The organism is Pseudomonas sp. HN2-3 (assembly GCF_020691745.1).
In the GTDB taxonomy this organism is placed as follows: Bacteria; Pseudomonadota; Gammaproteobacteria; order Pseudomonadales; family Pseudomonadaceae; genus Aquipseudomonas; species Aquipseudomonas capeferrum.
Genome location: NZ_CP085704.1, coordinates 2,780,421 through 2,806,703 on the forward strand (window position 1 = coordinate 2,780,421; position 26,283 = coordinate 2,806,703).

General features: G+C 67.2%; 2 protein-coding genes (1 of these 2 cut by a window edge). Both read left to right on the forward strand.

The features are described 5' to 3' along the window. On the forward strand, nucleotides 1–22,323 hold the full coding sequence (locus LJX93_RS27350; RefSeq protein WP_320442646.1) for a non-ribosomal peptide synthase/polyketide synthase: 22,323 nt from the start codon (nucleotides 1–3) through the stop codon (nucleotides 22,321–22,323). Beyond that, on the forward strand, nucleotides 22,320–26,283 hold the 5' portion of the coding sequence (locus tag LJX93_RS12650) for a non-ribosomal peptide synthetase (protein ID WP_227697256.1). Its footprint extends 7,358 nt past the window's final position; only the first 3,964 of its 11,322 coding nucleotides appear in the window; the start codon lies at nucleotides 22,320–22,322; the stop codon falls past the right edge of the window. The genes LJX93_RS27350 and LJX93_RS12650 overlap by 4 nt, the downstream gene beginning before the upstream one ends.

Below are 26,283 nucleotides of genomic sequence, written 5' to 3' on the forward strand. Positions count from 1 at the left end.
ATGCACTTCAGCGAACTGATGGCTGCTCTTTCCACCCGTGCAATCCGACTCCAGCGTGAAGACCAGGACCTGATCGTCCTCGGCGATGACGACACCTTGGACGATAGCTTGTGGGAGGCGCTGTCGCGGCACAAGCCGGCGTTGCTGGAGATGCTCGCCGAACGCGATGACGACTGGCTGAGCCCGGCCTTTTGCATCACCCCCGATATGTTGCCGCTGGTAGCCCTGGAGCAACAGGCCATCGACCGCATCGTCGCCAGCGTGCCCGGCGGCGCCGCCAACGTTCAGGACATCTACCCGCTGGCGCCGCTGCAGCAGGGCATGCTGTACCACCACCTGTCCGCCAGCGACGGCGACCCGTACCTGTCGCAGGTGCAACTGCGCTTTGCCAGCAAAGCCCACCTCGAAGCCTTCGCCGAGGCACTGCAGTGGGTGATCCAGCGCCATGACATCCTGCGCACCGCGCTGCACTGGGAGTACCTTGACCAACCGGTGCAAGTGGTCTGGCAGCAGGCGACGCTGGTTCGCGTAGCCGTCCCGGTTGCCGGTAGCGCGGCGCTGGCCGAGTTGTGCGCGCGCTTCGACCCGCGCCAATACCGCCTCGACCTGCGCCAGGCGCCGCTGATGCAGTTGATGCACGCGCAGGGCGAAGGTGAGACGTGGGTGGCACTGCTGATGTTCCACCATGTGGTCATGGACCATACCGCGCTGGATATCGTGCGCCGGGAAATCCAGGCGCACCTTGCCGGCCAGGCCGAACACTTGGCCGCGCCCATGCCGTTTCGCAACGTGCTGGCCGCCGCTCGCCAGGCACTGGATGAGCAGGCCCATGAAGGGTTCTTCCGCGAAATGCTGGGTCACATCGATGAGCCGACACTGGCCTTCGGCCTGCAAGCCAAAGGCGATGCGCTGCTGGAGCAGGCACGCCTGACTCTGGCCCCGGCGCTCAGCCAGCGCCTGCGCAGCCAGGCCCGGCAACTCGGGGTAAGCCCGGCGAGCGTGCTGCACCTGGGCTTCGGCCGGCTGGTGGGGCAGCTTTCGGCGCGTCAGCAGGTGGTGTTCGGCAGTGTGCTGCTGGGCCGCATGACCACCGGCGACGGCAGCGAGCAGGCGCTGGGCATGTTCATCAACAGCCTGCCGCTGCGTATTGACCTTGGCGCAACCGGCGTGCGTGATGCGTTGCTGGCCACCCACCGACGGCTCAGCGCCTTGCTTGGCCACGAACAGGCGTCCCTGGCCCTGGCCCAGCGCTGCAGCGGCGTGGCTGCACCGGCGCCGCTGTTCAACACCCTGCTCAATTACCGCCACAGCGATGCGGGCGATGCTGCCGAGGTCATCCCGGTGGCCGACGGCATCGATATCGTCGGCGCCGAGGAACGTACCGATTACCCGTTGACCGTCAGCGTCGATGATTTGGGCGACGATCTGCGCCTGACGGTACAGAGCCTGCCCGAATGGGGCGCGGCGCGCTTGTGCGCGCAATTCGAGCAGGTCCTGGCCAGCCTGGTCGAGGCGTTGGAACATGCGCCCACTGCACCCATGCAAGGGCTGCAGGCACTGCCCCTGGCAGAGCGCGAACAGTTGCTGCAACAGTTCAACCACACGGCTGGGGCGTACCCACAGGGGCAGACCGTCCACGCCCTGGTCGAGGCCCGCGCGGCCCGCGCACCGGCTGCGGTGGCGCTGCTGCAGGGTGACCAGGCTTTGAGTTACGACGCACTCAACCGCCACGCCAACCAGCTTGCGCATCAGCTGATCGCGCGTGGCGTCAAGGTGGGCGACCGTGTTGCCCTATGCCTGCCGCGCAACAGCGGGCGCGTGGTCGCGTTGCTGGGTGTGCTCAAGGCGGGCGCGGCCTATGTACCGGTAGACCCCGCCTACCCGGCAGAGCGCATTGCCTATCTGCTGGCCGACAGCGAACCGGCACTGGTGGTGAGCGAGGCTGCTATTACCGGGTTGCCGGCCGGGGTGCCGCGCCTCGACCTGGATCTTGCACAAAGCATCGCTGTGCACGACAGCAACCCTCAGTTGCCTGAGTTGCACGCGCAGCACCTGGCGTATCTGGTCTACACCTCCGGCTCCACCGGCCAGCCGAAGGGTGTGATGATCGAGCATCACACCCTCGCCAACCTGGTGCACTGGCACTGCCAGGCCTTCGCGCTGGACGCCACTGCACAGGCGTCCAGCGTGGCCGGTTTCGGCTTCGACGCCATGGCCTGGGAAGTCTGGCCCGCTCTGTGCGCCGGGGCCACGTTGCACCTGCCGCCTGCGCACATCGCCAACGAGCATGTCGATGAACTGCTCGACTGGTGGCTGGCGCAGCCGTTGACGGTCAGTTTCCTGCCTACACCGGTGGCCGAGCAGGCCCTGCGCCGCGAACGTCAGCACCCGACCCTGCGCACCTTGCTGGTAGGCGGCGACCGCCTGCGCCAGTTCGAGCGTGACCCAGGGTTTGCCTTGGTCAACAACTACGGGCCGACCGAAACCACCGTGGTCGCTACCTCCGGGCAGGTGGTGCCTGGCGGGCCTCTGCACATCGGCCGGCCGATCGCCAATACCCGCGTCTATGTGCTGGACGAAGGCCTGCAGCCGGTACCGGTCGGCGTCACCGGTGAGCTGTTCATCGGCGGGGCGCAAGTGGCGCGTGGCTACTTCAACCGCCCGGCGTTGACCGAGCAGGCGTTTCTCGTCGATCCGTTCAGCGCGCAGCCCAACGCACGGATGTACCGCAGCGGTGACCGGGTGCGCTGGAATGCCGATGGCACCCTCGATTACCTCGGCCGCAACGACGACCAGGTGAAGATTCGCGGCGTGCGGGTAGAGCTGGGCGAAATCGAAGCCACCCTCGCAGCGCAGCCCGGCATCGACACGGCCGTGGTCCTGGTGCGGGGCGAGCGTCTGCTGGCCTGGTTCACCGAGACCGCCCCGGTGGATATCGAAACTTTGCGCCAGGCCCTGCAGGCCCGCTTGCCGGCGCACATGGTACCGCTGGCGTTGCTGCGCCTGGCTGAGCTGCCGCTGACCAGCCACGGCAAGCTGGACCGCCGCGCACTGCCCGACCCGGCTACCTCGCAGTTGTTCGGCCAGGCATTCGAGGCGCCTGAAGATGAGACCGAAACCACGATGGCGGCCATCTGGGCCGATGTGCTGGGCGTGGAACGGGTAGGGCGGCACGACAACTTCTTCGAACTGGGCGGCCACTCGCTGCTGGCGGTGACGCTGGTCGAGCGCCTGCGCAAGGCTGGCCTGCTCATCGATGTGCGTGTGCTGTTCGCCCAGCCGACCCTGGCCGCGCTGGCCAGCGCAGCGGCTATCGGCCGCGAAGTGACGGTGCCCGCCAACCGGGTGCCGCTGCACGCTGAACGGATTACCCCGCAGATGCTGAGCCTGGTCACCCTGGAGCAGGCGACCCTCGACGACATCGTCGCCAGCGTGCCGGGTGGCGCTGCCAACGTGCAGGAAATCTACCCGCTGGCACCCCTGCAGGAGGGCATTCTCTACCATCACCTGAGCGCCGAGCAGGGCGACCCCTACCTGCTGCAGACCCGCCTGGCCTTCGACAGTGTCGAACGCCTGCTGGCCTGGGTCGGTGCCCTGCAACAGGTTATCGACCGCCATGACATCCTGCGCACTGCAGTGCTCTGGCAAGGGCTGGCGCAGCCGCTGCAGGTGGTCTGGCGCAAGGCCGAACTGGTGGTCAGTGAAATCGATGACCTGGCTGATGAGGATGGCAGGCCACGGATCGAGCAGTTGCATGCGCGTTTCGATGCACGGCAACACCGGCTGGACCTGACCCAGGCGCCGCTGACCCGCCTGTACTACAGCCTGGACCCCGCCAACCACCAGGTGGTGGCGATTCTGCTGTTCCACCACCTCACCCTCGACCACACGGCCATGGACGTGGTCGCCCGCGAAATGCGCGCATTGCTGTTTGGCCAGGGGCACACGCTGCCAGCCGCGGTGCCGTACCGCAACTATGTGGCCCAGGCCCGCCTGGGTGATCAGGCCGGCCACGAGGCGTTCTTCCGCGAGATGCTCGCCGATGTCGATGAGCCGACCTTGCCGCTGGGCTTCGCCGACGTGCAGGGCGATGGCCGGGGTATCGAAACGGCCTTCCAGGCCCTGGACGGCGAGGTTGCCCTCGGTTTGCGCGCCCAGGCCCGGCAACTGGGTGTCAGCGCCGCGAGCCTGATGCACCTGGCCTGGGCGCGGGTACTGGGGGTGCTTGCCAACCGCCATGACGTGGTCTTCGGTACCGTGCTGATGGGCCGCCTGCAAGGGGGTGAGGGCGCCGATCGGGCGCTGGGCATGTTCATCAACACCCTGCCGCTGCGGGTGGACACCACGCTGGCCATGCGTGCCGCCGTGCGCGCCACCCATCGTAGCCTGTCGGCCTTGCTCGGCCATGAGCACGCGCCGTTGGCCCTGGCCCAGCGCTGCAGTGGCGTGGCGGCCGCTGCGCCGCTGTTCAGCGCCTTGCTCAACTATCGGCACAGCGCCGACGATGCAGCGCGTGACGGTGAGGGCATCTGGGAGGGCGTGCGCCTGCTCGGGGGCGAGGAGCGCAGCAATTACCCGCTGACCCTCAGTGTCAACGACCTGGGTGATGGCTTCACGTTCAGTGTGCTGGCCGTCGAGGGTATTGGTGCGGCGCGGGTTGCCACGTGGATGGCCAATGCCGTCACCGAGCTGCTGCAAGCACTGGAGCAGGGACAGGAGGCGCCGGTCGACAGCCTATCGATCTTGAACGATGAAGCTCGCCAGCAACTGCTGGGCAGCTTCAATGCCACCGCGCAGCACTATCCGCAAGGGCTGACGGTGCATGCTCTGGTCGAGGCCCGGGCAGCCGCGACCCCGGATGCCACGGCAGTCAGCCAGCCGGGCATGGCGCTCAGCTATGGTGACCTGAACCTTCGGGCCAACCGCCTGGCGCACCAGCTGATCGCACGCGGCGTGCGTTGCGGTGACCGGGTGGCGTTGTGCCTGGGCCGTAGCGCCGAGCGGGTGATCGGCCTGCTGGCCGTGCTCAAGGCCGGGGCCGCCTATGTACCGGTGGACCCAAGCTATCCCGCCGAACGCATCGCCTACCTGTTGGCCGACAGCGCGCCCGCCCTGGTGTTGAGCGAAGCGGCCATCGACGGCTTGCCTGCTGGCATACCGCGCCTGAACCTCGACCAGGCCGCCAGCGATGACGCCCTCGACAGCAATCCGCACGTGCCCGGGTTGGATGCTCACCAGTTGGCCTACCTGGTCTACACCTCTGGCTCCACCGGCCAGCCCAAAGGGGTGATGATCGAACACCATACCCTGGCCAACCTGGTGCACTGGCACTGCCAGGCCTTTGCGCTGGAGACCGGTACACGTACTTCAAGCGTCGCGGGCTTCGGTTTTGACGCAATGGCCTGGGAGGTCTGGCCGGCATTGTGTGCCGGTGCCACGCTGCACCTGCCACCTGCGCACATCGGCAATGAACATGTCGAAGCGCTGCTTGACTGGTGGCTCGAACAGCCACTGACCGTCAGCTTCCTGCCCACGCCCGTGGCCGAGCTGGCGCTGCGCCGCGAACGCCAACACCCGACCTTGCGCACCTTGCTGATAGGTGGCGACCGCCTGCGTCAGTTCGAGCGTGACCCAGGCTTTGCCCTGGTCAACAACTACGGGCCGACCGAGACCACGGTGGTCGCCACCTCTGGGCAGGTGCAGCCCGGCGCTGCGTTGCACATCGGCAAGCCCATCGCCAATACCCGCGTCTACGTGCTCGACGCGCGTCGCCAAGCGGTGCCGGTGGGCGTTGTGGGCGAGCTGTACATCGGCGGTGCGCAGGTGGCGCGGGGGTACTTCAATCGCCCTGAACTGACCGAGCAGCGCTTTTTCGCCGACCCGTTCAGCCGCAAGCCTGGCGCGCGCATGTACCGCAGCGGCGACCTGGTGCGCTGGAACGCCGATGGCACCCTCGATTACCTCGGCCGCAACGACGACCAGGTGAAGATTCGCGGCATGCGCGTGGAGTTGGGTGAAATCGAAGCCGCCCTGGCCGCACAGACGGGTATTGCCGATGCCGTGGTGCTGGTGCGGGGCGAGCGCTTGCTGGCCTGGTTCACCGAGTCCGCACCGGTGGTGATCGACGCTGTGCGTCAAGCGCTGCAGGCCAGCTTGCCGGGGCACATGCTGCCGCAAGCGTTTATCCGTGTGGAGGAGTGGCCGCTGACCAGCCACGGCAAGCTGGACCGCCGTGCCCTGCCCGAACCGGATACCGCCGATTGGGTCAGCCGGGGTTACGAGGCGCCCGTCGGCGAGACCGAAGCGGCCATGGCCAGCGTCTGGGCCGAGGTGCTGGGCGTGGAGCGGGTAGGGCGGCATGACAATTTCTTCGAACTGGGCGGCCACTCGTTGCTGGCAGTGGCCCTGATCGAACGCCTGCGCCAACAAGGCCTGCCTACCGACGTGCGGGTGCTGTTCGGCCAACCGACCGTGGCCGCACTGGCGGCCGCACTGGGCAATGGCCGCCAGGTAAGCGTGCCGGACTACTGCATTGCAGAGGGCTGCACCCACATCACCCCGGCCATGCTGCCGTTGCTGGCCCTGGACGCCGCCGCCATCGAGCGCATTGTCGCCACGGTGCCGGGTGGCGCCGCCAACGTGCAGGACATCTACCCGCTGGCACCGCTGCAAGAAGGCATTCTCTACCATCACCTGAGCGCCGCCGACCAAGACCCGTACCTGCTGCAATGGCGCGTGGCATTCGACAGCCAGGCCCGCCTGCACGCGTTCGCCGCTGCCCTGGACCAGGTCATCGCCCGCCACGATATCCTGCGCACCGCCGTGCTGTGGGACGGCCTGGCGCAGCCAGCCCAGGTGGTCTGGCGCAGCGTGCCAGGGTCGGTGCTGGTTGAGCGCACCGAACAGGCTGGCCGAATTGACCTCAGCCAGGCCCCATTGATGCGCCTGCTGGCGAACCCGCAGCCGGGCGCGGAACGCATCGAGGCCACCCTGCAATTCCACCACATCGCCCTTGACCATACGGCCATGAAAGTGGTGCTTGCGGAGATCCGCGATCACCTGCGCGGGCAACAGCCCAGCCAGCCGGCCGTGCCCTACCGCAACTATGTGGCCCAGGCCCGCCTGGCCATCAGCGAGGCCGAACACGAAGCGTTCTTCCGCGCCGAACTGGCTGACATCGACGCGCCGACCTTGCCCTATGGCCTGCTCGACCTGCAGGGCCAGGCCAGTGCCTTCGAACTGGCCACCGTGCAGCTGCACAGCGAGCAATACCGGCGCCTGCGCCGCCAGGCGCAGCAGCTGGGCGTAAGCGCCGCCAGCGTGCTGCACCTGGCCTGGGCGCGGCTGGTGGCCGCCACCAGTGGCCAGGACCGCGTGGTATTCGGCACCGTGCTGCTCGGCCGCCTGCAAGGCGGTGCGGGGGCCGACCGCGGCCTGGGCATGTTCATCAATACCCTGCCGCTGCGCTTGGACCTGCTGGGGCTGGGTGTGCAAGCCGGTGTGCGCCTGGCCCATCAGCGGCTGAGTGCGCTGCTGGTGCACGAGCATGCCTCGCTGGCCCTGGCCCAGCGCTGCAGCGGTGTGGCCGCGCCGACACCTTTGTTCAGTGCCATGCTCAACTACCGCCACGGCGCCAGCCAGCCCGAACAGCAAGCGCAGCGCGAAGCCCTGGAAGGCATCGAGGCCCTGCCCAGCGGCGGGCACGGCAACTACCCGCTGAGTGTCAACGTCGACGACCTGGGCGACGGCCTGCGCCTGACCGCCCAGGTCAGCGCCCAGATCGGCGCGCAGCGCGTCTGCGAGCAACTGTTGCAGGTGTTGGTCGGTTTGCTGGATGCCCTTGAGCATGCGCCCCACACGCTAGTGCAGCAGCTGCCAGTATTGACACCGAATGAACGCCAGCAACTGCTGGCCAACGCCACGCAGCGGCCCGACGCTGCGGAGCAACCGTTGCACGCGCTGTTCGAGGCGCAGGTGAGGCGCACGCCGAATGCCATTGCCCTGGCCGCCGAGGAGGGCGAACTGAGCTATCGCCAGCTCGACGAGCAGGCCAATCGCCTGGCCCATCACCTGATCGGCCTAGGGGTAAAACCCGATGACCGTGTGGCGATCTGCGTCGAGCGTGGTTTGTCGATGGTGGTCGGCTTGCTGGCCATCCTCAAGGCGGGCGGTGCCTATGTGCCGGTCGACCCGGGTTACCCGGCCGAACGCATTCGCCACATGCTGGTGGACAGTGCGCCGCTGGCGGTGCTGGTGCACAGCGCCACCCGCGAGGCCGCGCACGGCGCCCAAGCGCCCCTGGTCGACCTCGACCAGCCTTGCTGGCACGCCCAACCGATCAGCAACCCACGCGTGCCTGCGCTGAACGCTCGGCATCTGGCTTATGTGATCTACACCTCAGGCTCCACGGGCCTGCCCAAAGGGGTCATGGTCGAGCACCGCAACGTGGTCAACCTGGTGCGCTGGAGCCAGCGCCTTTGCCAGCCGGCGGGTGACGGCGCGGTGCTGCACAAAACCCCGGTCAGCTTCGATGCCTCGGTGTGGGAGCTGTTCTGGCCACTGTGCAGCGGCCTGCGCCTGGTGCTGGCACGCCCGGACGGCCAGCGCGACCCGCAGTACCTCGCGCAACTGATCGAGGCGCAGCAGGTCAGCGTGGTGCAATTCGTGCCGGCGTTGCTGCAGCAGTTCCTCGAAACTCCCGCCAGCAGCCGCTGCACCCGCCTCAGCGATATCGTCTGCGGTGGCGGCGAGTTGACCGAAGCCCTGGCCGCCCAGGTGCGTCAGCGCCTGCCGGGTGTGCGCCTGCATAACGTTTATGGGCCGACCGAGACCACCGTCGATTGCAGTGCCTGGACGCTGGAGCCGGGCGCCGAGCTGCCGCAAGGGGCATTGCCGATTGGCACCGCCATCGACAATACCCGCCTGTATGTACTCGACCCCTACGACCAACCGGTGCCCTGGGGCGTGGTCGGCCACCTGCACATCGGTGGCGCCGGCGTGGCCCGTGGTTACCTGGGCTTGCCAGCGCAACAGGCCGAGCGTTTCATCGCCAGCCCCTTCGTCGACGGCGAGCGCCTGTACCGCAGCGGTGACTTGGTGCGCCAGTGCCAGGACGGTAACCTGGTCTTCCTAGGCCGCAACGATCACCAGGTGAAGATTCGCGGCCTGCGCATCGAACCGGGTGAGATCGAAGCCTGCCTGGTGCGTATTCCCGGCGTACGCGAGGCAGTGGTGCTGGCCTTCGATGCCCCAGTCAGTGGCGCGCGCCTGGTGGCCTACCTCACCGGTGAGCCGCAGGCGGCAGACGGCCTGCGCAAAGCGTTGCTGATGCATCTACCGGAATACATGCTGCCGGCGCAGTACATCCACCTCGACCACCTGCCTTTGACGCCGAATGGCAAACTCGACCGCAACGCGCTGCCTGCCCCGGACGGTGCATTGCATGAGCGCCTGTACGAGGCCCCGCTCGGTGAAACCGAAACCCTGCTGGCTCGATTGTGGGCCGAACTGCTCGGCGTGCAGCAGGTAGGCCGGCACGACAACTTCTTCGAACTCGGTGGCCATTCGCTGCTGGCGGTCAGCCTGACTGCACGGCTGCGGCTGGAGGGCCTGCAAGTCGATGTGCGCACCCTGTTCGGTCAACCAACGGTTGCGGCCTTGGCCGCGACACTGGGGCGTAATCAGCAAGTAGTGGTGCCTGCAAACCGTATCCCTGCCGACTGCCCGCGTATCACCCCAGACCTGCTCAGCCTGATCGAACTCGACCAAACGGCGCTCGACCGCATCGTTGCGAGCGTGCCGGGCGGTGCCGCCAATGTGCAGGATATCTACCCCCTGGCGCCCCTGCAGGAAGGCATTCTCTACCATCACCTGAGCGCCGAGCACGATCCTTACGTGCTGTATTCACGGCTGCGCTTTGCCAGCCTGGAGCGCTTGCAAGCCTTCGCCAGCGCGCTGGACCAGGTCATCGCCCGCCATGATGTGCTGCGTACCGCCGTGCTCTGGGATGGCCTGCCACAAGCCGTGCAGGTGGTCTGGCGCCATGCGCCGCTGCAGCTGTTGCACCTCGACGCAGGCGCGAGCGGCCTGGACCTGAGCCAGGCGCCGCTGATCCGTCTGCTGCATCGTCAAGTGCCTGGCACCGAGCAGATCGAAGCCACCTTGCAGTTCCACCACATCGTCCTCGACCACACGGCCCTGGAGGTGGTCGGCGAAGAGCTGATCGGCTTCCTGCACGGCACGCCGCCGGTGGCCACCCCGGTGCCGTATCGCAACTATGTGGCCCAGGCGCGCCTGGGCATCAGCCCGGCCGAGCATGAGCGGTTCTTCCGCGAACAACTTGCCGATATCGATGAGCCGACCTTGCCGTTCGACCTCAGCGATGTGCAAGGCGATGGCCGCGACATGCACGAGGCCAAGCTGGCGCTGTCGGCCGAGCTGGCCGCAGGGCTGCGAGGCCAGGCGCGGCAGCTTGGCATCAGTGTCGCCAGTCTGTTCCACCTGGCATGGGCACGCCTGCTGGCGGCTGCCAGTGGCAAGGACTGCGTGGTGTTCGGTACCGTGCTGCTTGGCCGTTTACAAGGAGGCGAAGGCGCCGAGCGGGCGCTGGGCATGTTCATCAATACCCTGCCGCTACGCGTCGACCTTAACGAGGTGAGCGTGCGCGAGGGCGCGCAGGCCGTGCACCAGCGCCTCAGCGCACTGCTGGCCCACGAGCACGCGTCCTTGGCGTTGGCCCAGCGTTGCAGCGGTGTGGCTGCGCCATTGCCACTGTTCAGCGCCATGCTCAACTACCGCCATGGCGCTGAAACCAGCGCCGAGCAGCGTCAGGCATGGCAAGGCATCGAGGTGTTGGAAGGCCAGGAGCGTACCAACTACCCGCTGAGCCTGAACGTGGATGACCTGGGTGAAGGCTTCCGCCTGGTTGCCACGACCCTGGCAGAAGTGGGCGCGGCACGTATTTGCGGGCAGATGAACCAAGTGCTGGAGGCGATGGTCGAGGCGCTGGAACAGACGCCACAGTTGCAATTGCAGCGCTTGCCGGTGCTGGAGCCAGAGGAGCGCCAGCGAGTGCTGCAGGGCTTCAATGACACGGCGGCGGCGTACGACCTTGAGCAGACCCTGCATGGGCTGATCGAGGCGCAGGTGGTGCGCACGCCAGATGCGGTTGCAGTGCGGGCCGAGGAAGGCACGCTCAGCTACCGCGAGTTGAATGAACAGGCCAACCGCCTGGCGCATCACTTGATCGCGTTGGGCGTGAAGTCTGATGATCGGGTGGCGATCTGCGTCGAACGTGGGCTGTCGATGGTGGTTGGCCTGTTGGCCATCCTCAAGGCGGGCGGCGCCTATGTGCCGGTGGACCCGGATTACCCGACCGAGCGCGTGCGCCACATGCTGAGCGACAGCGCGCCGGTGGCGGTGCTGGTGCACAGCGCTACGCGCCACGTACCGGAGGCGGCCCAGCTTATTGATCTGGACCAGCCAACCTGGAATGCGCAGCCTTCCAGCAACCCGGTAGTTCCTACGTTGACCCCGCGTCATCTGGCCTACGTGATCTACACCTCTGGCTCCACCGGCTTGCCGAAGGGGGTGATGAACGAGCACGCCGGTGTGGTCAACCGTCTGCTGTGGATGCAGGACGCCTACAACCTCGGCGCAGACGATGTGGTCTTGCAAAAGACCCCATTCAGCTTCGACGTGTCGGTGTGGGAGTTCCTCTGGCCGCTGCAAACCGGCGCACGCCTGGTCATGGCTCGCCCCGGTGGCCATCGTGACCCTGAGTACCTGCGCCAAGTGATCCGCAGCGAAGGCGTCACCACCTTGCACTTCGTGCCATCGATGCTGGATGTGTTCCTGGCCCACGGCGATGCTTCGGCAGATGCTCTCAAGCGCGTGCTGTGCAGCGGTGAAGCCTTGCCGGGCAGCCTGGTACGGCGCTTCCACGCGCAGTTGCCAACGGTCGAGCTGCATAACCTTTACGGCCCGACCGAAGCAGCAGTGGACGTCAGCGCCTGGCATTGCATGACGGCGCCGGACAACACCCCGATCGGCAAGCCCATCGCCAACACCACGCTGTACGTGCTCGATACGCTGGGCCAGCCAGTACCGCAAGGTGTCGCTGGCGAGCTGTTCATCGGCGGCGTGCAAGTCGCCCGTGGCTACCTCAACCGCGCCGAACTGACCGCCGAACGCTTCATCGACGACCCGTTCAGCACTCGCCCCGGCGCACGCCTGTACCGCACCGGCGACCTGGCGCGGCACCTGAGCGATGGCAATATCGAGTACCTGGGCCGCAACGACGACCAGGTGAAGATCCATGGCCTGCGCATCGAGCTGGGTGAAATCCAGGCCGGGCTCACCGCCATCGACGGCGTCAAGGAAGCGGTCGTTATCGCCCGCGACCAGCGTCTGGTGGCGTACTACACCGGCGAGCAGCAGGCCGTGGAAGCCCTGCGCAGTGCACTGCTGGCTCATCTGCCAGCGTTCATGGTGCCCGCGCTGTTCATGCACCTGCCGGCGCTGCCGCTGAGCCCCAACGGCAAACTCGACCGCAAGGCCCTGCCGCTGCCAGACGCCGAAGCCCTGCAAAACCGCGAGTACCAAGCCCCCGAAGGCGACACCGAAACCCTGCTGGCTGCGATCTGGGCCGAACTGCTGGGCGTGGAACGGGTAGGGCGCCACGACAACTTCTTCGAACTGGGCGGCCATTCGCTGCTGGCAGTCAGCCTCACCTCGCGCCTGCGTCAGCAAGGCCTGCATGCCGATATCCGCGTGCTGTTCGGCCAGCCGACCCTGGCTGCGTTGGCCGCCGCCATCGGCGGTGAAACCGGCGTGAGCGTGCCGGCCAACCGCATCCCGATAGATGGCACCCGCATAACCCCGGACATGCTGCCGCTCGCCGAGCTGTCCCAGGCGGCCATCGACACCCTGGTCGGGCAGATCCCAGGGGGCGTGGCCAATGTCCAGGACATCTACGGCCTGGCCCCGCTGCAACAAGGTATCCTCTACCACCACCTCGCCAGCGAGGGCGCCGACCCCTATGTGCTGCAAGCGCGCTTTGCGTTCCCGGGGCAGGCCGAACTCGATGCCTTCGCCGCGGCGTTGGATCAGGTCATTGCCCGCCACGATATCCTGCGCACCAGCATCCACTGGCAGGGCCTGGACGAACCCGTGCAGGTCGTCTGGCGCAGCACGCCTGCAGTGGCCGGCCAGGCTGGCACCACCACCCTCGACCTGAACCAGGCCCCCTTGATCCGCCTGGTGCCAAGCCCAGGCAAAGGTCGCGTGGAGGCGACCCTGCTGATTCACCACATCATTCTCGACCATGCGGCTGTCGAGCAACTGGTGGCCGAGATCACCGCGGTGCTGCAAGGCCAGGCCCTGTCGCACGCCAGCGTGCCTTACCGCAACTACGTGGCCCAGGCGCGCCTGGGCGCCGATGCCCAGGCCGACCAAGCCATGTTCGGCGAGCTGCTGGGCGATATCGACGAACCTACCACCGTGTTCGGCCTGCGCGATGCGCACAGTGACACCAGCCGGGTGCTGGACAGCCGCCTGGCACTAGACAGCGCCCTGGCCGGCCGCCTGCGTGAGCAGGCCCGTGTGCTGGGTATCAGCGTCGCCAGCCTGGTGCACCAGGCCTGGGGGCAGGTGCTGGCGCAATTGTCCGGGCGCGAAGAGGTAGTGTTCGGCACCGTGCTGCTCGGCCGCCTGCAAGGCGGCGAGGGGGCCGAACGGGCGCTGGGCATGTTCATCAATACCTTGCCGCTGCGGGTGAGCGTGGGCGCGATGGCGGTGGCCGAGGGCGTGCGCCTGACCCACCAGCGTCTGGCGCGTTTGCTGGCCCACGAGCAAGCTTCGCTGGCCCTGGCCCAGCGTTGCAGCGCAGTGCCCGCGTCCCAGGCGCTGTTCACCAGCCTGCTCAACTTCCGCCACAGTGCCCCGGCCAAGGCCGAGCTGCGCCAGGCCTGGCAGGGTATCGAACAACTGGCCGCGCATGAGCGCAGCAACTACCCACTGGTGGTCAATGTCGACGACCTGGGCGACGCCTTTGTGCTGACCGTGCAAGCGGTGCCAGAGGTCGATGGCGCGCAGGTCTGCCAGTTGCTGAGCACCGCCCTCGAACAATTGGCCGAGGCCCTTGCACAGGCACCGTCCATGGCCTTGCACCAGGTGAGCAGCCTGGCGCCGGCCGAGCGCGAGCGGGTGCTTCAAGGCTTCAACGCCACCCGCCGCGATTACCCACGCGAACAGGCGCTGCATACCCTGTTCGACACCTATGCCGCGCTCAGCCCTACTGCGCCGGCGGTGTTGCACGGTGACCGGCAATGGAGCTACGCACAGCTCGAACAGCACGCCAACCGCCTGGCCCATCACCTGTTGGGCCTGGGCGTACGCCCTGGCGACCGGGTTGCGCTGTTGTTGCCACGCAGCATCGAACTGCTGGCGGCGCAACTGGCGGCCAGCAAGTGCGCTGCGGTGTTCGTGCCGCTGGACAGCAATGCGCCGGTCGAACGCCAGGCTTTCATGCTCGATGACAGCCAGGCGCGGGTGTTGCTCACCCTCAGCAGTGAACACGCGGTGGGCCACGCCCTGCGCGTCGAGCTGGACCGCCTTGACCTTGCCGGCTACCCGCAGCAGTCTCCGGGCCTGGTGGTGGATGCCGAAAGCGCCGCCTACATCATGTATACCTCCGGCTCTACCGGCACCCCCAAGGGCGTGCAGGTACCGCACCGGGCCATCGTGCGCCTGGTGATCAACAACGGCTTCGCCGACTTCACCTGCCAGGACCGCGTCGCGTTCGCCTCCAACCCGGCGTTCGACGCCAGCACCTTGGAAGTCTGGGCGCCGCTGCTCAACGGCGGCGCAGTGGTGGTCATCGACCAGCACCAGGTGCTGTCGCGTCAGGCCCTGCGTGAGGTGTTGCTGGAGCAGGGCGTGACGGTGCTGTGGCTGACTGCAGGCTTGTTCCACCAGTTTGCCGACGACTTGCTGCCGGCCTTCGCCAAGCTGCGTTACCTGATAGTTGGCGGCGATGTACTGGACCCGGCCGTGGTCAACCGGGTATTGCGCCATGGCGCCCCGGCGCACCTGCTCAATGGCTATGGCCCGACCGAAGCCACGACGTTCAGTACCACCTACGCCATCCGTGCGGTCGATGCGGGCAGCATTCCCATCGGCAAACCGATCGGCAATGGCCGCTGCTATGTGCTCGATGCGCGTCAGCAGCCGTTGCCAGTCGGCGCGGTCGGTGAGCTGTACATCGGTGGCGACGGCGTCGCCCTGGGTTACCTCGGCCAGCCCGCGCTGACCGCCGAACGCTTCCTCGACGACCCGTTCAGCCGCGAGCCGGGTGCGCGCATGTACCGCAGTGGCGACCTGGCCTGCTGGCAGGCCGACGGTACCTTGCGCTACCTGGGCCGTGCCGACCAGCAGATCAAGCTGCGCGGCTTCCGTGTCGAACTGGGCGAGATCGAAGCGCGCCTGGGGGCGTGCGCCGGGATCCGCGAGACGGCGGTGGTGGTGCGCGAAGATGTGCCGGGCGACAAGCGCCTGGTGGCTTATTTCACCGCCAGTGAGCCTGCCCCAGGCATTGCCGAACTGCACCAGCAGTTGCAAGGCCAGTTGCCGGACTACATGCTGCCGGCCGCCTATGTCTGCCTGGGTGGGCTGCCGCTGACCGCCAACGGCAAGCTTGACCGCCGTGCCTTGCCGCAGCCAGGCAGTGATGCCGTGCTGAACCGTGCGTTCGAGGCTCCGCAGGGTGAGGTCGAAACCACCTTGGCAGCGATCTGGGCCGAGCTGCTCAAGGTCGCGCAGGTCGGCCGCCACGACCATTTCTTCGAACTGGGCGGCCATTCGCTGCTGGCCGTGACCCTGGTCGAGCGCATGCGCAAGGCCGGCCTTGGCGCCGATGTGCGTGTGCTGTTTGCCCAACCGACGCTGGCAGCTTTGGCTGCTGCGGTGGGCAGCGGGCGCGAAGTGCAGGTGCCGGCCAACCGTGTGCCGCAAGGTGCCCGCCACATTACCCCGGACATGCTCAGCCTGATCACGCTCGACCAGGCCAGTATCGACCGTATCGTCGCCACCGTACCCGGCGGCGCGGCCAATGTGCAGGAGATCTACCCGCTGGCGCCGTTGCAGGAGGGCATCCTGTACCATCACCTGAGCGCCGCACAGGGCGATCCGTATCTGCTGCAATCGCGCCTGGCGTTCGACAACCTGGCGCAGTTGCAGCGCTGGGCGGGTGCCTTGCAGCAGGTTATCGACCGGCACGACATCCTGCGTACTGCTGTGGTCAGTGAAGGGTTGGAGCACGCCGTGCAGGTGGTATGGCGTGAAGCGCGGATGCAGGTGTGCGCAATCGACGGCTTGGCCGCCGGCTCGGTGATCGACGCCTTGCAGGCACGCTTCGACGCCCGCCACCAGCGCCTGGACCTGTCGCGTGCACCGCTGTTGCGCCTGCTGCATGCCGACGACCCGGCCAACCAGCGTGTGGTGGCGATGTTGCAGTTCCACCACCTGGCCCTGGACCACACCGCCATGGAAGTCATCGCCAGCGAGATGCAGGCGGTGCTGGCGGGCCACGGCGAGCGCTTGCCGGCGCCAGTGCCTTACCGCACCTACGTCGCCCAGGCGCGCCTGGGGGCCAACGATGCCGGCCACGAGGCGTTCTTCCGCGACATGCTGGGCGACCTCGACGCGCCGACCTTGCCGTTCGGCCTGGCCGATGTGCAGGGGGATGGCCGCGCCATCGAAGAAGCCCGCCTGGCCATCGATGCCAGCTTGGCACGCGGCCTGCGCGAGCAGGCGCGACGCCTGGGGGTGAGCGCCGCCAGCCTGGCGCACCTGGCCTGGGCACGGGTGCTCGGGGTGCTCGCCAACCGCACCGATGTGGTGTTCGGCACGGTACTGATGGGGCGCTTGCAGGGCGGCGAAGGAGCCGACCGGGCGTTGGGCGTGTTCATCAATACCCTGCCGCTGCGCATCGACCTCTGCGCACCCGTGGCGCAAGCGGTGCGCATCACCCACCAGCGGCTCTCGGCGTTACTGGCGCACGAGCACGCGTCCTTGGCATTGGCCCAGCGTTGCAGTGGCGTGGCGGCATCCACGCCGTTGTTCAGCGCCTTGTTCAACTACCGTCACAGCACGGCTGGGGCACCTGCCGAGGCCGATACCGGCACCCCGGGCGTGCGCCTGCTGGGCGGCGAGGAGCGCAGCAACTACCCGCTGACCCTGAGTGTCGACGACCTGGGTGAAGGGTTTGCCCTGAGCGTGCTGGCCCAGGAGGGCATCGGCGCCGAACGGGTCGCCGGCTGGATGAACCAGGCCCTGATCGAGCTGTTGCAGGCCCTGACCCAAACGCCGGACAAACCGGTGGATACGTTGTCGATCCTCGACCCGACAGCGCGCCGACAGGTGCTGGAAGCCTTCAATACCACCGCACGCGACTACCCGAAAGGGTTCACCGTGCACGCCCTGGTCGAAGCCCAGGCGGCCCGCACGCCGCAAGCGGCGGCGTTGGTGCAGGATGGCCAGGTGCTGAGCTATGGCGAGCTGAACCGCAGCGCCAACCGCCTCGCCCACCACCTGATCGAGCGTGGGGTAAAGGTCGGCGACCGGGTTGCGTTGTGCTTGCCGCGTACCCTGGAGCGCGTGCTGGCACTGCTGGCCGTGCTCAAGGCCGGTGCAGCCTACGTGCCGATCGACCCGGCGTACCCGGCCGAGCGCATCGCCTACCTGCTCGAAGACAGCGCACCGGCACTGGTGCTGGTCGAGTCCGCCACCCTGGCGCTGGTCGGCGAGACCCCTTGCGTCCAGCTGCACCGCGATGCCTGGCAGGGCGCAGCCGACAGCAACCCGCGTGTGGCAGGCCTGGATGATCGCCAACTGGCGTACGTGATCTACACCTCCGGCTCTACCGGCCAGCCCAAAGGGGTGATGGTCGAGCACGCCACACTGGCCAACCTGGTGCATTGGCACGGCGAGGCCTTTGCCCTGAACGCCGGTAGCCATACCAGCACGGTGGCCGGTTTCGGCTTCGATGCGGTGGCCTGGGAGGTGTGGCCGGCGTTGTGTGCCGGGGCCGTGCTGCACCTGCCGCCTGCGCGTATCGCCGCTGAGCACGTCGATGAACTGCTCGACTGGTGGCTTGCGCAACCGCTGGCGGTCAGCTTCCTGCCAACGCCGGTGGCCGAGCAAGCGCTGCGCCGCGAGCGCCAGCACCCGACCTTGCGCACGCTGCTGGTCGGGGGGGATCGCCTGCGCCAGTTCGAGCGTGACCCAGGCTTTGCCCTGGTCAACAACTATGGGCCCACCGAGGCCACGGTGGTTGCCACCTCCGGGCAGTTGGCGGCGGCCGGTGCGCTGCATATCGGCATGCCGATCGCCAACACCCGGGTGTATGTGCTCGACGAACGCCAGCAACCGCTGCCAGTGGGCGCCGTGGGCGAGTTGTACATTGGCGGGGCGGGGGTCGCCCGCGGTTACTTCAACCGCCCGCAACTGACCGCAGAGCGCTTTGTCGCCGACCCGTTCAGCGGGCAACCCGAGGCGCGGCTGTACCGCACGGGTGACCTGGTGCGCTGGAACGCTGACGGCACCCTCGACTACCTGGGCCGTAACGACGACCAGGTGAAGATTCGTGGTGTACGCGTGGAGCTTGGCGAGATCGAAAGCGTGTTGGCCGCACAGCCCGGTATTGGCGATGCGGTGGTGCTGGTGCGCGGCGAGCGGTTGCTGGCCTGGTTCACCGAAACCGCACCGGTGGCCGTGGACACACTGCGCCAGGCGTTGCAGGCAAGCCTGCCCGCGCACCTGGTGCCGATGGCCTTCATGCATCTGCCGGCATTGCCGTTGACCAGCCATGGCAAGCTCGACCGCAACGCGTTGCCCGACCCCGACCCGAACCTGCTCGCAGGCCAGGCCCACGTTGCCCCGCAAGGTGAGGTGGAAACTGCCCTCGCGGCAGTATGGGCCGACATGCTGGGTGTCGAACGCGTGGGCCGGCACGACAACTTCTTCGAGCTGGGTGGCCATTCGCTGCTGGCCGTGAACCTGACCGCGCGCCTGCGCCGGGAAGGCTTGCAAGTCGATGTGCGCACGCTGTTCGGCCAACCGACCGTGGCGGCGCTGGCAGCAACCCTGGGCCAGGGAGGCCAGGTGCAGGTGCCGGCCAACCTGATCCCGGCTGGCTGCCAGCACATCACCCCGGGCATGCTGCCCCTGATCGCGCTGGAGCAGGCGGCCATCGAGCGCATCGTTGCCCAGGTGCCGGGCGGCGCCAGCAATGTGCAGGACATCTACCCGTTGGCGCCGTTGCAGGAGGGCATTCTCTATCACCACCTCAGCGCGCAGGCACATGACCCTTATGTGTTGCAGTCGCGCTTCGCCTTTGCCAGCCGCGAGCACCTGGACCACTTTGCCACAGCGCTGGGCAAGGTCATCGCCAGGCATGACGTGCTGCGTACCGCCGTGCTTTGGCAGGGCCTGCCGCAAGCCGTGCAGGTGGTCTGGCGGCATGCGCCGTTGTCGGTCATGCCGGGCGGCGATGAGCGCGATGCAACGCTCGACCTGGGCCAGGCACCGCTGATCCGCCTGCGCTACACCCAGCAGCCGGGTACGGAACGTATCGAAGCGACCCTGCAGTTCCACCACATCGTGCTCGACCACACCGCCATGGAGGTGGTCGGCGAGGAACTGATCGGTTACCTGCAGGGCGCTGGCGAGCCGGCGCAGGCGCCGGTGCCATATCGCAACTATGTAGCCCAGGCGCGGCTGGGTATCAGCCAGGCTGAGCACGAAGCGTTCTTCCGCGAGCAGTTGGCGGATATCGACGAACCGACCCTGCCGTTCGGCCTCAGCGATGTACAAGGCGATGGCCGCGACATCGAAGAGGCCCAGCTGTGGCTGCGGGACGACCTGGCACAACGTCTGCGTCAGCACGGCCGGCAGCTGGGGATCAGCGTTGCCAGCCTGTTCCACCTGGCGTGGGCACGCCTGCTGGCGGCTGCCAGCGGCAAGGATCGCGTGGTGTTCGGCACCGTGCTGCTTGGCCGTTTGCAAGGCGGCGAAGGCGCCGAGCGGGCGCTGGGCATGTTCATCAACACCTTGCCGCTGCGGGTCGACCTGAACGAAGTGAGCCTGCGCGAGGGTGCGCAGGCCGTGCATCAGCGCCTCAGCGCCTTGCTGGCCCATGAGCACGCGTCCTTGGCCTTGGCCCAGCGTTGCAGCGGTGTGGCTGCGCCATTGCCGTTGTTCAGCGCCATGCTCAACTACCGGCACAGTACGCAGGTCACTGACAGCCAGCGTCAGGCTACCCAGGGTATGGAGAACCTCGAGAGCCAGGAGCGCAGCAACTACCCGTTGGGCCTGAACGTGGACGACCTGGGTGAAGGCTTCCGGCTGGTTGCCATGACCCCGGCCGAAGTGGGTGCGGCTCGTATTTGCGGGCAGATGAACCAGGTGCTGGAGGCGATGGTCGAGGCCCTGGAGCAGACGCCACAGTTGCAATTGCAGCGCTTGCCGGTGCTGGCGCCAGAGGAACGCCAGCGGGTGTTGGTGGACTTCAATGACACCGCGGTGGCTTACGACCTTGAGCAGACCTTGCACGGGCTGATCGAGGCGCAGGTGGTGCGCACGCCAGATGCGGTTGCAGTGCGGGCCGAGGAAGGCACGCTCAGCTACCGCGAGTTGAATGAACAGGCCAACCGCCTGGCGCATCACTTGATCGCGTTGGGCGTGAAGTCTGATGATCGGGTGGCGATCTGCGTCGAACGTGGGCTGTCGATGGTGGTTGGCCTGTTGGCCATCCTCAAGGCGGGCGGCGCCTATGTGCCGGTGGACCCGGATTACCCGACCGAGCGCGTGCGCCACATGCTGAGCGACAGCGCGCCAGTGGCGGTGCTGGTGCACAGCGCTACGCGCCACGTACCGGAGGCGGCCCAGCTTATTGATCTGGACCGGCCAACCTGGAACGCGCAGCCTTCCAGCAACCCGGTAGTTCCTACGTTGACCCCACGTCATCTGGCCTACGTGATCTACACCTCTGGCTCCACCGGCTTGCCGAAGGGTGTGATGAACGAGCACGCCGGTGTAGTTAACCGCTTGCTGTGGATGCAGGACGCCTACAACCTCGGCGCAGAAGACGTTGTCTTGCAAAAGACCCCATTCAGCTTCGACGTGTCGGTGTGGGAGTTCCTCTGGCCGCTGCAAACCGGCGCATGCCTGGTCATGGCTCGCCCCGGTGGCCATCGTGACCCTGAGTACCTGCGCCAAGTGATCCGCAGCGAAGGCGTCACCACCTTGCACTTCGTGCCATCGATGCTGGATGTGTTCCTTGCTCATGGCGACGCTTCGGCAGATGCCCTCAAGCGCGTGCTGTGCAGCGGTGAAGCCTTGCCGGGCAGCCTGGTACGGCGTTTCCACGCGCAGTTGCCAACGGTCGAGCTGCATAACCTGTATGGCCCGACAGAAGCGGCGGTGGACGTCAGCGCCTGGCATTGCATGACGGCGCCGGACAACACCCCAATCGGCAAGCCCATCGCCAACACCACGCTGTACGTGCTCGATACGCTGGGCCAGCCGGTACCGCAAGGCGTCGCTGGCGAGCTGTTCATCGGCGGCGTGCAAGTCGCCCGTGGTTATCTGAACCGCGCCGAACTGACCGCCGAACGCTTCATCGACGACCCGTTCAGCACTCGCCCCGGCGCACGCCTGTACCGCACTGGCGACCTGGCGCGGCACCTGAGCGATGGCAATATCGAGTACCTGGGCCGCAACGACGACCAGGTGAAAATCCATGGCTTGCGCATCGAGCTGGGTGAAATCCAGGCCGGCCTGACCGCCATCGAGGGAGTGAAGGAAGCGGTTGTAATCGCCCGCGACCAGCGTCTGGTGGCGTACTACACCGGCGAGCAGCAGGCCGTGGAAGCCCTGCGCAGTGCACTGCTGGCTCATCTGCCAGCGTTCATGGTGCCCGCGCTGTTCATGCACTTGGAGGCCCTGCCGCTAAGCCCCAACGGCAAGCTCGACCGCAAGGCCTTGCCGCTGCCGGACGCCGAAGCCCTGCAACACCGCGAATACCAAACCCCCGAAGGCGACACCGAGACCCTGCTGGCCACGATCTGGGCCGAACTGCTGGGCGTGGAGCGGGTAGGTCGCCACGACAATTTCTTCGAACTGGGCGGCCACTCACTGCTGGCAGTGACCCTGACCTCCCGCCTGCGCGACCAAGGCCTGGAAGCCGATGTGCGCGCCCTGTTCGACCAACCGACATTGGCAGGCTACGCAGCCATCACAGACAGAATGGAGATCGTCCTGTGAGCATCAACCAACTACTGGCAACACTGACGGCCAAAAACGTGCAGCTGGCGCTGAAGGACGGCCAGCTGGCCGTCCAGGGCAACCGCCAGGCCTTGACCGACGCCACACTGGTGGCGCAACTGCGCGAGCACAAGCCGGCGCTGGTGGCGATGATCGAGCGCGGCGAGTACGTGGCCGTGAGACAGGGCGCGGTGCAGGTGCCGGCAAACCTGATCGCGCCTGGCTGCACACGCATCACCCCGCAAATGCTCAACCTGATCGACCTCGACCAGGACACCCTCGATGGCATCGTTGCCTGCATCCCCGGCGGCGCGGCCAATGTGCAGGACATCTACCCGCTGGCACCCTTGCAGCAGGGCATGTTGTTCCACCATGCCAGCGCCACCGACAGCGACCCTTACGTGATGCAGGCGCGTTTCGTGTTCGCCAGCGAAGCACGCCTGCAGGCGTTCGCCGAGGCCCTGCGCGGGGTGATCGCCCGCCACGATATCCTGCGCACCTCGGTGCACTGGGAAGGGCTGGAAACACCGGTACAGGTGGTGTGGCGCCGTGCCGACCTGCAAGTGGCGACACTGCCCGCCAGCGACCCCCAGCGCGGCATGCTCGACTTGACCCAGGCGCCGCTGATCCGCCTGCTGCGTGAGGCCCCAGAGGCCGATGGCGCATTGAGTGCCACCCTGCAGTTTCATCACATCGCCATGGACCACAGTGCCCTGGAGGTGGTGCGCCACGAACTGATCGCGTTTCTGGCGGGCGAGGGCGAGCGCCTGGGCACGCCGGTGCCGTTTCGCAACTACGTGGCGCAGGCCGTGCTGGGGATCAGCGAGGCCGAGCACGAGGCGTTCTTCCGCGACATGCTGGAGGGCATTGATGAATCGACTCTGGCGTATGGCATCCAGGATGTGCAAGGCGTTGGCGAAGTGCACAACGAGCACTCGCTCGACCTGCCGCTCGCCCTGTGCCAGCAACTGCGCACCCTGGCGCGCAGCCTGGGGGTGAGCGTCGCCAGCGTGTTCCACCTGGCCTGGGGGCGTGTGCTGGGGGGGCTGACCGGCCGTGAGCAGGTGGTGTTCGGCACGGTACTGATGGGGCGCCTGCAAGGGGCCGAAGCCACTGACCGGGCGTTGGGGATTTTCATCAACACCCTGCCAGTACGTGTGGACCTGGGCAGCGAGGACCTGGCAACGGCCATTCGCGCCACCCACCAGCGGCTGAGTGCATTGATGCGCCACGAACACGCGCCTCTGGCGCTGGCCCAGCGTTGCAGCGGTGTGGCAGCGCCGGCGCCGCTGTTCAATGCCTTGCTCAACTACCGTCACAGCGCGGTGGACACTACCCAACCACGCCGCGCAGCCCTGGCGGGTATCGACATCGTCGAGTCCGCCGAGGCCACCAATTACCCGTTGACCCTGAGCGTCGATGACCTGGGTGAGGGCTTTCGCCTGACCTTGCTGGCCAGTGCCGAGGTCCCGGCGCAGCGCGTCTGCGGCTATTTGCAGCAGGTCCTTGAAGGCCTGTTGCAGGCCCCTCAGGCAGCGGTCACGGCGCTTGCCATGCTGCCTGACAGCGAGCGCCAGGAACTGCTGGAAACGTTCAACGATTACCCGGCCAGCTACGAACGGCAGCTGGCGCTGCACCAGCGCATCGCACAACTGGCCGAGCAGTACCCTGACCACGTTGCCGCCACCTGCGCCGGCGCGTGCCTGACTTACGCCGCGCTCAACCGCCAGGCCAATGCCCTTGCGCAGCACCTGATCAGCCTGGGGGTGCGGCCCGATGACCGTGTCGCCGTGGTCGCCCGGCGCAGCCTGGAGACGCTGGTTGGCTTGTTGGCTGTGCTCAAGGCAGGGGCGGGCTACGTGCCGGTAGACCCGGCCCACCCGGATGAGCGCGTGCACTACCTGCTCAGCGACAGCGGCCCGGTGGTGGTACTGACGCAACAGGCATTGCAGGCGCGCCTGGGGCCCGTCGAGGTGCCGGTGCTGCTGCTGGACCAGCCGGGCTGGCCCGCCTGCGACAGCAACCCCCTTGTGCCCGGCCTGGATGCAAGCAACCTGGCCTATGTGATCTACACCTCGGGCTCGACCGGTCAGCCCAAGGGGGTGATGGTCGAGCACCGCACTGTCAACAACCTGGTCGACTGGCATTGCCGCGCCTTTGACCTGTGCCCTGGCCGGCACACGTCGAGCCTGGCCGGCTTTGGTTTCGATGCCATGGCCTGGGAAGTCTGGCCGGCGTTGTGTGCCGGGGCCACGTTGCACCTGGCGCCAGCATCCCAGGGCAACGAAGACCTCGACGCCATGCTCGCCTGGTGGCAGGCACAGCCGCTGGACGTCAGTTTCCTGCCCACGCCGGTGGCCGAATACGCCTTCAATCACCAGCTCGAACACCCGACTTTGCGCACTCTGTTGATCGGCGGCGACCGCCTGCGCCAGTTCAACCGCACCCTGCGCTTTGCCGTGGTCAACAATTACGGCCCCACTGAAACCACCGTGGTGGCCAGCTCTGGCGTGTTGGAGCCCGGCGCGGCGCTGCACATCGGCCGGCCGGTCGACAACGCGCGCCTGTATGTCCTCGACGCCCATCAGCAACCTGTCGCGCTGGGCGTGCCAGGGGAGCTTTACATTGGCGGTGCCGGGGTCGCCCGGGGCTACCTGAACCGCCCGGCATTGACCGCCGAGCGCTTCCTTGACGACCCCTTCGTCGCCACGGCCGGCGGGCGTATGTACCGCACGGGCGACCTGGTGCGCTGGTTGCCCGACGGCACCCTGGACTACCTGGGGCGCAACGACGACCAGGTCAAGATCCGCGGCGTACGCATCGAACTGGGCGAAATCGAAAGCCGCCTGAGCGCCTTGGCCGGCATCGATGAGGCGGTGGTGCTGGCCCGCGAGGACCAGCCCGGCCAGCCACGGCTGGTGGCTTACTTCACCGCCCAGGCCGACGTCAAGCCGCTCACCCCCGAAGGCCTGCGTGCCCAGTTGCAGGCGCACTTGCCCGAATACATGGTGCCGGTGGCGTTCGTCGCGCTGCAGGCGTTGCCGCTGACTGCCAATGGCAAACTCGACCGCCGGGCATTGCCCCAGCCTGACCGCTCGGCATTGTTCGAGCAGGGTTACGAGGCCCCCGAGGGCGAGCTGGAGCAGGCCCTGGCGCACGTGTGGGCCGAGCTGCTGCAGGTCGAACGCGTCGGCCGTCGCGACCATTTCTTCAGCCTTGGCGGCCATTCCTTGCTGGCCATGCGCATGGTCTCCCAAGTGCGCGTGCGCCTGGGCGTCGAGCTGAGCCTGAGCGAACTGTTCGCCAACCCGGAGCTGGCTGCGGTGGCCGACGTGCTGGCCAAGGCCGTGCGCAGCGAGCTGCCGGCGATATGCCCGGTGCCGCGCGATGCGCCGCTGCCAATGTCGTTTGCCCAGCAGCGGTTGTGGTTTCTGGCGCAGATGGACGGCGGCAACCAGGCTTACAACGTGCCGATGGCCCTGGTCCTGCGCGGGCCACTGGACGCGGATGCCCTCGAGACTGCATTGCTGCGGATCATCGAGCGCCACGAAACCTTGCGCAGCCGCTTCGTGCCGCGTGATGCCAGTGCCGAGGTGGTGTTTGCCGCCACAGCGGGTGGCGAGTGGTTCCAGCGCGAAGACATTGGCGCCGATGCCCTGCCAGCCCGCTTGCATGAAGCGGCCAGTGCACCGTTCGACCTGGCCCACGGGCCGTTGCTGCGGGCGTGTCTGCTGCGCCTGGGCGCCGAGCATCATGTGCTGGCCCTGGCCGTGCACCACATCGTCGCCGACGGCTGGTCGCTGGGTGTGCTCACGCACGAGTTGAGCGCGCTGTACACCGCCATCTGCCAGGGCCGGGATGAACCACTGCCGGCATTGGGCATTCAGTATGGCGATTACGCGGTGTGGCAGCGCCGCTGGCTGGCCGGCGCCCAGTTGCAGCGCCAGGCCGATTACTGGC

Coding starts and splice junctions, on each gene's coding strand:
- LJX93_RS27350 (WP_320442646.1), top strand. CDS start 1: ATGCACTTCAGCGAACTGATGGCTGCTCTTTCCACCCGTGCAATCCGA.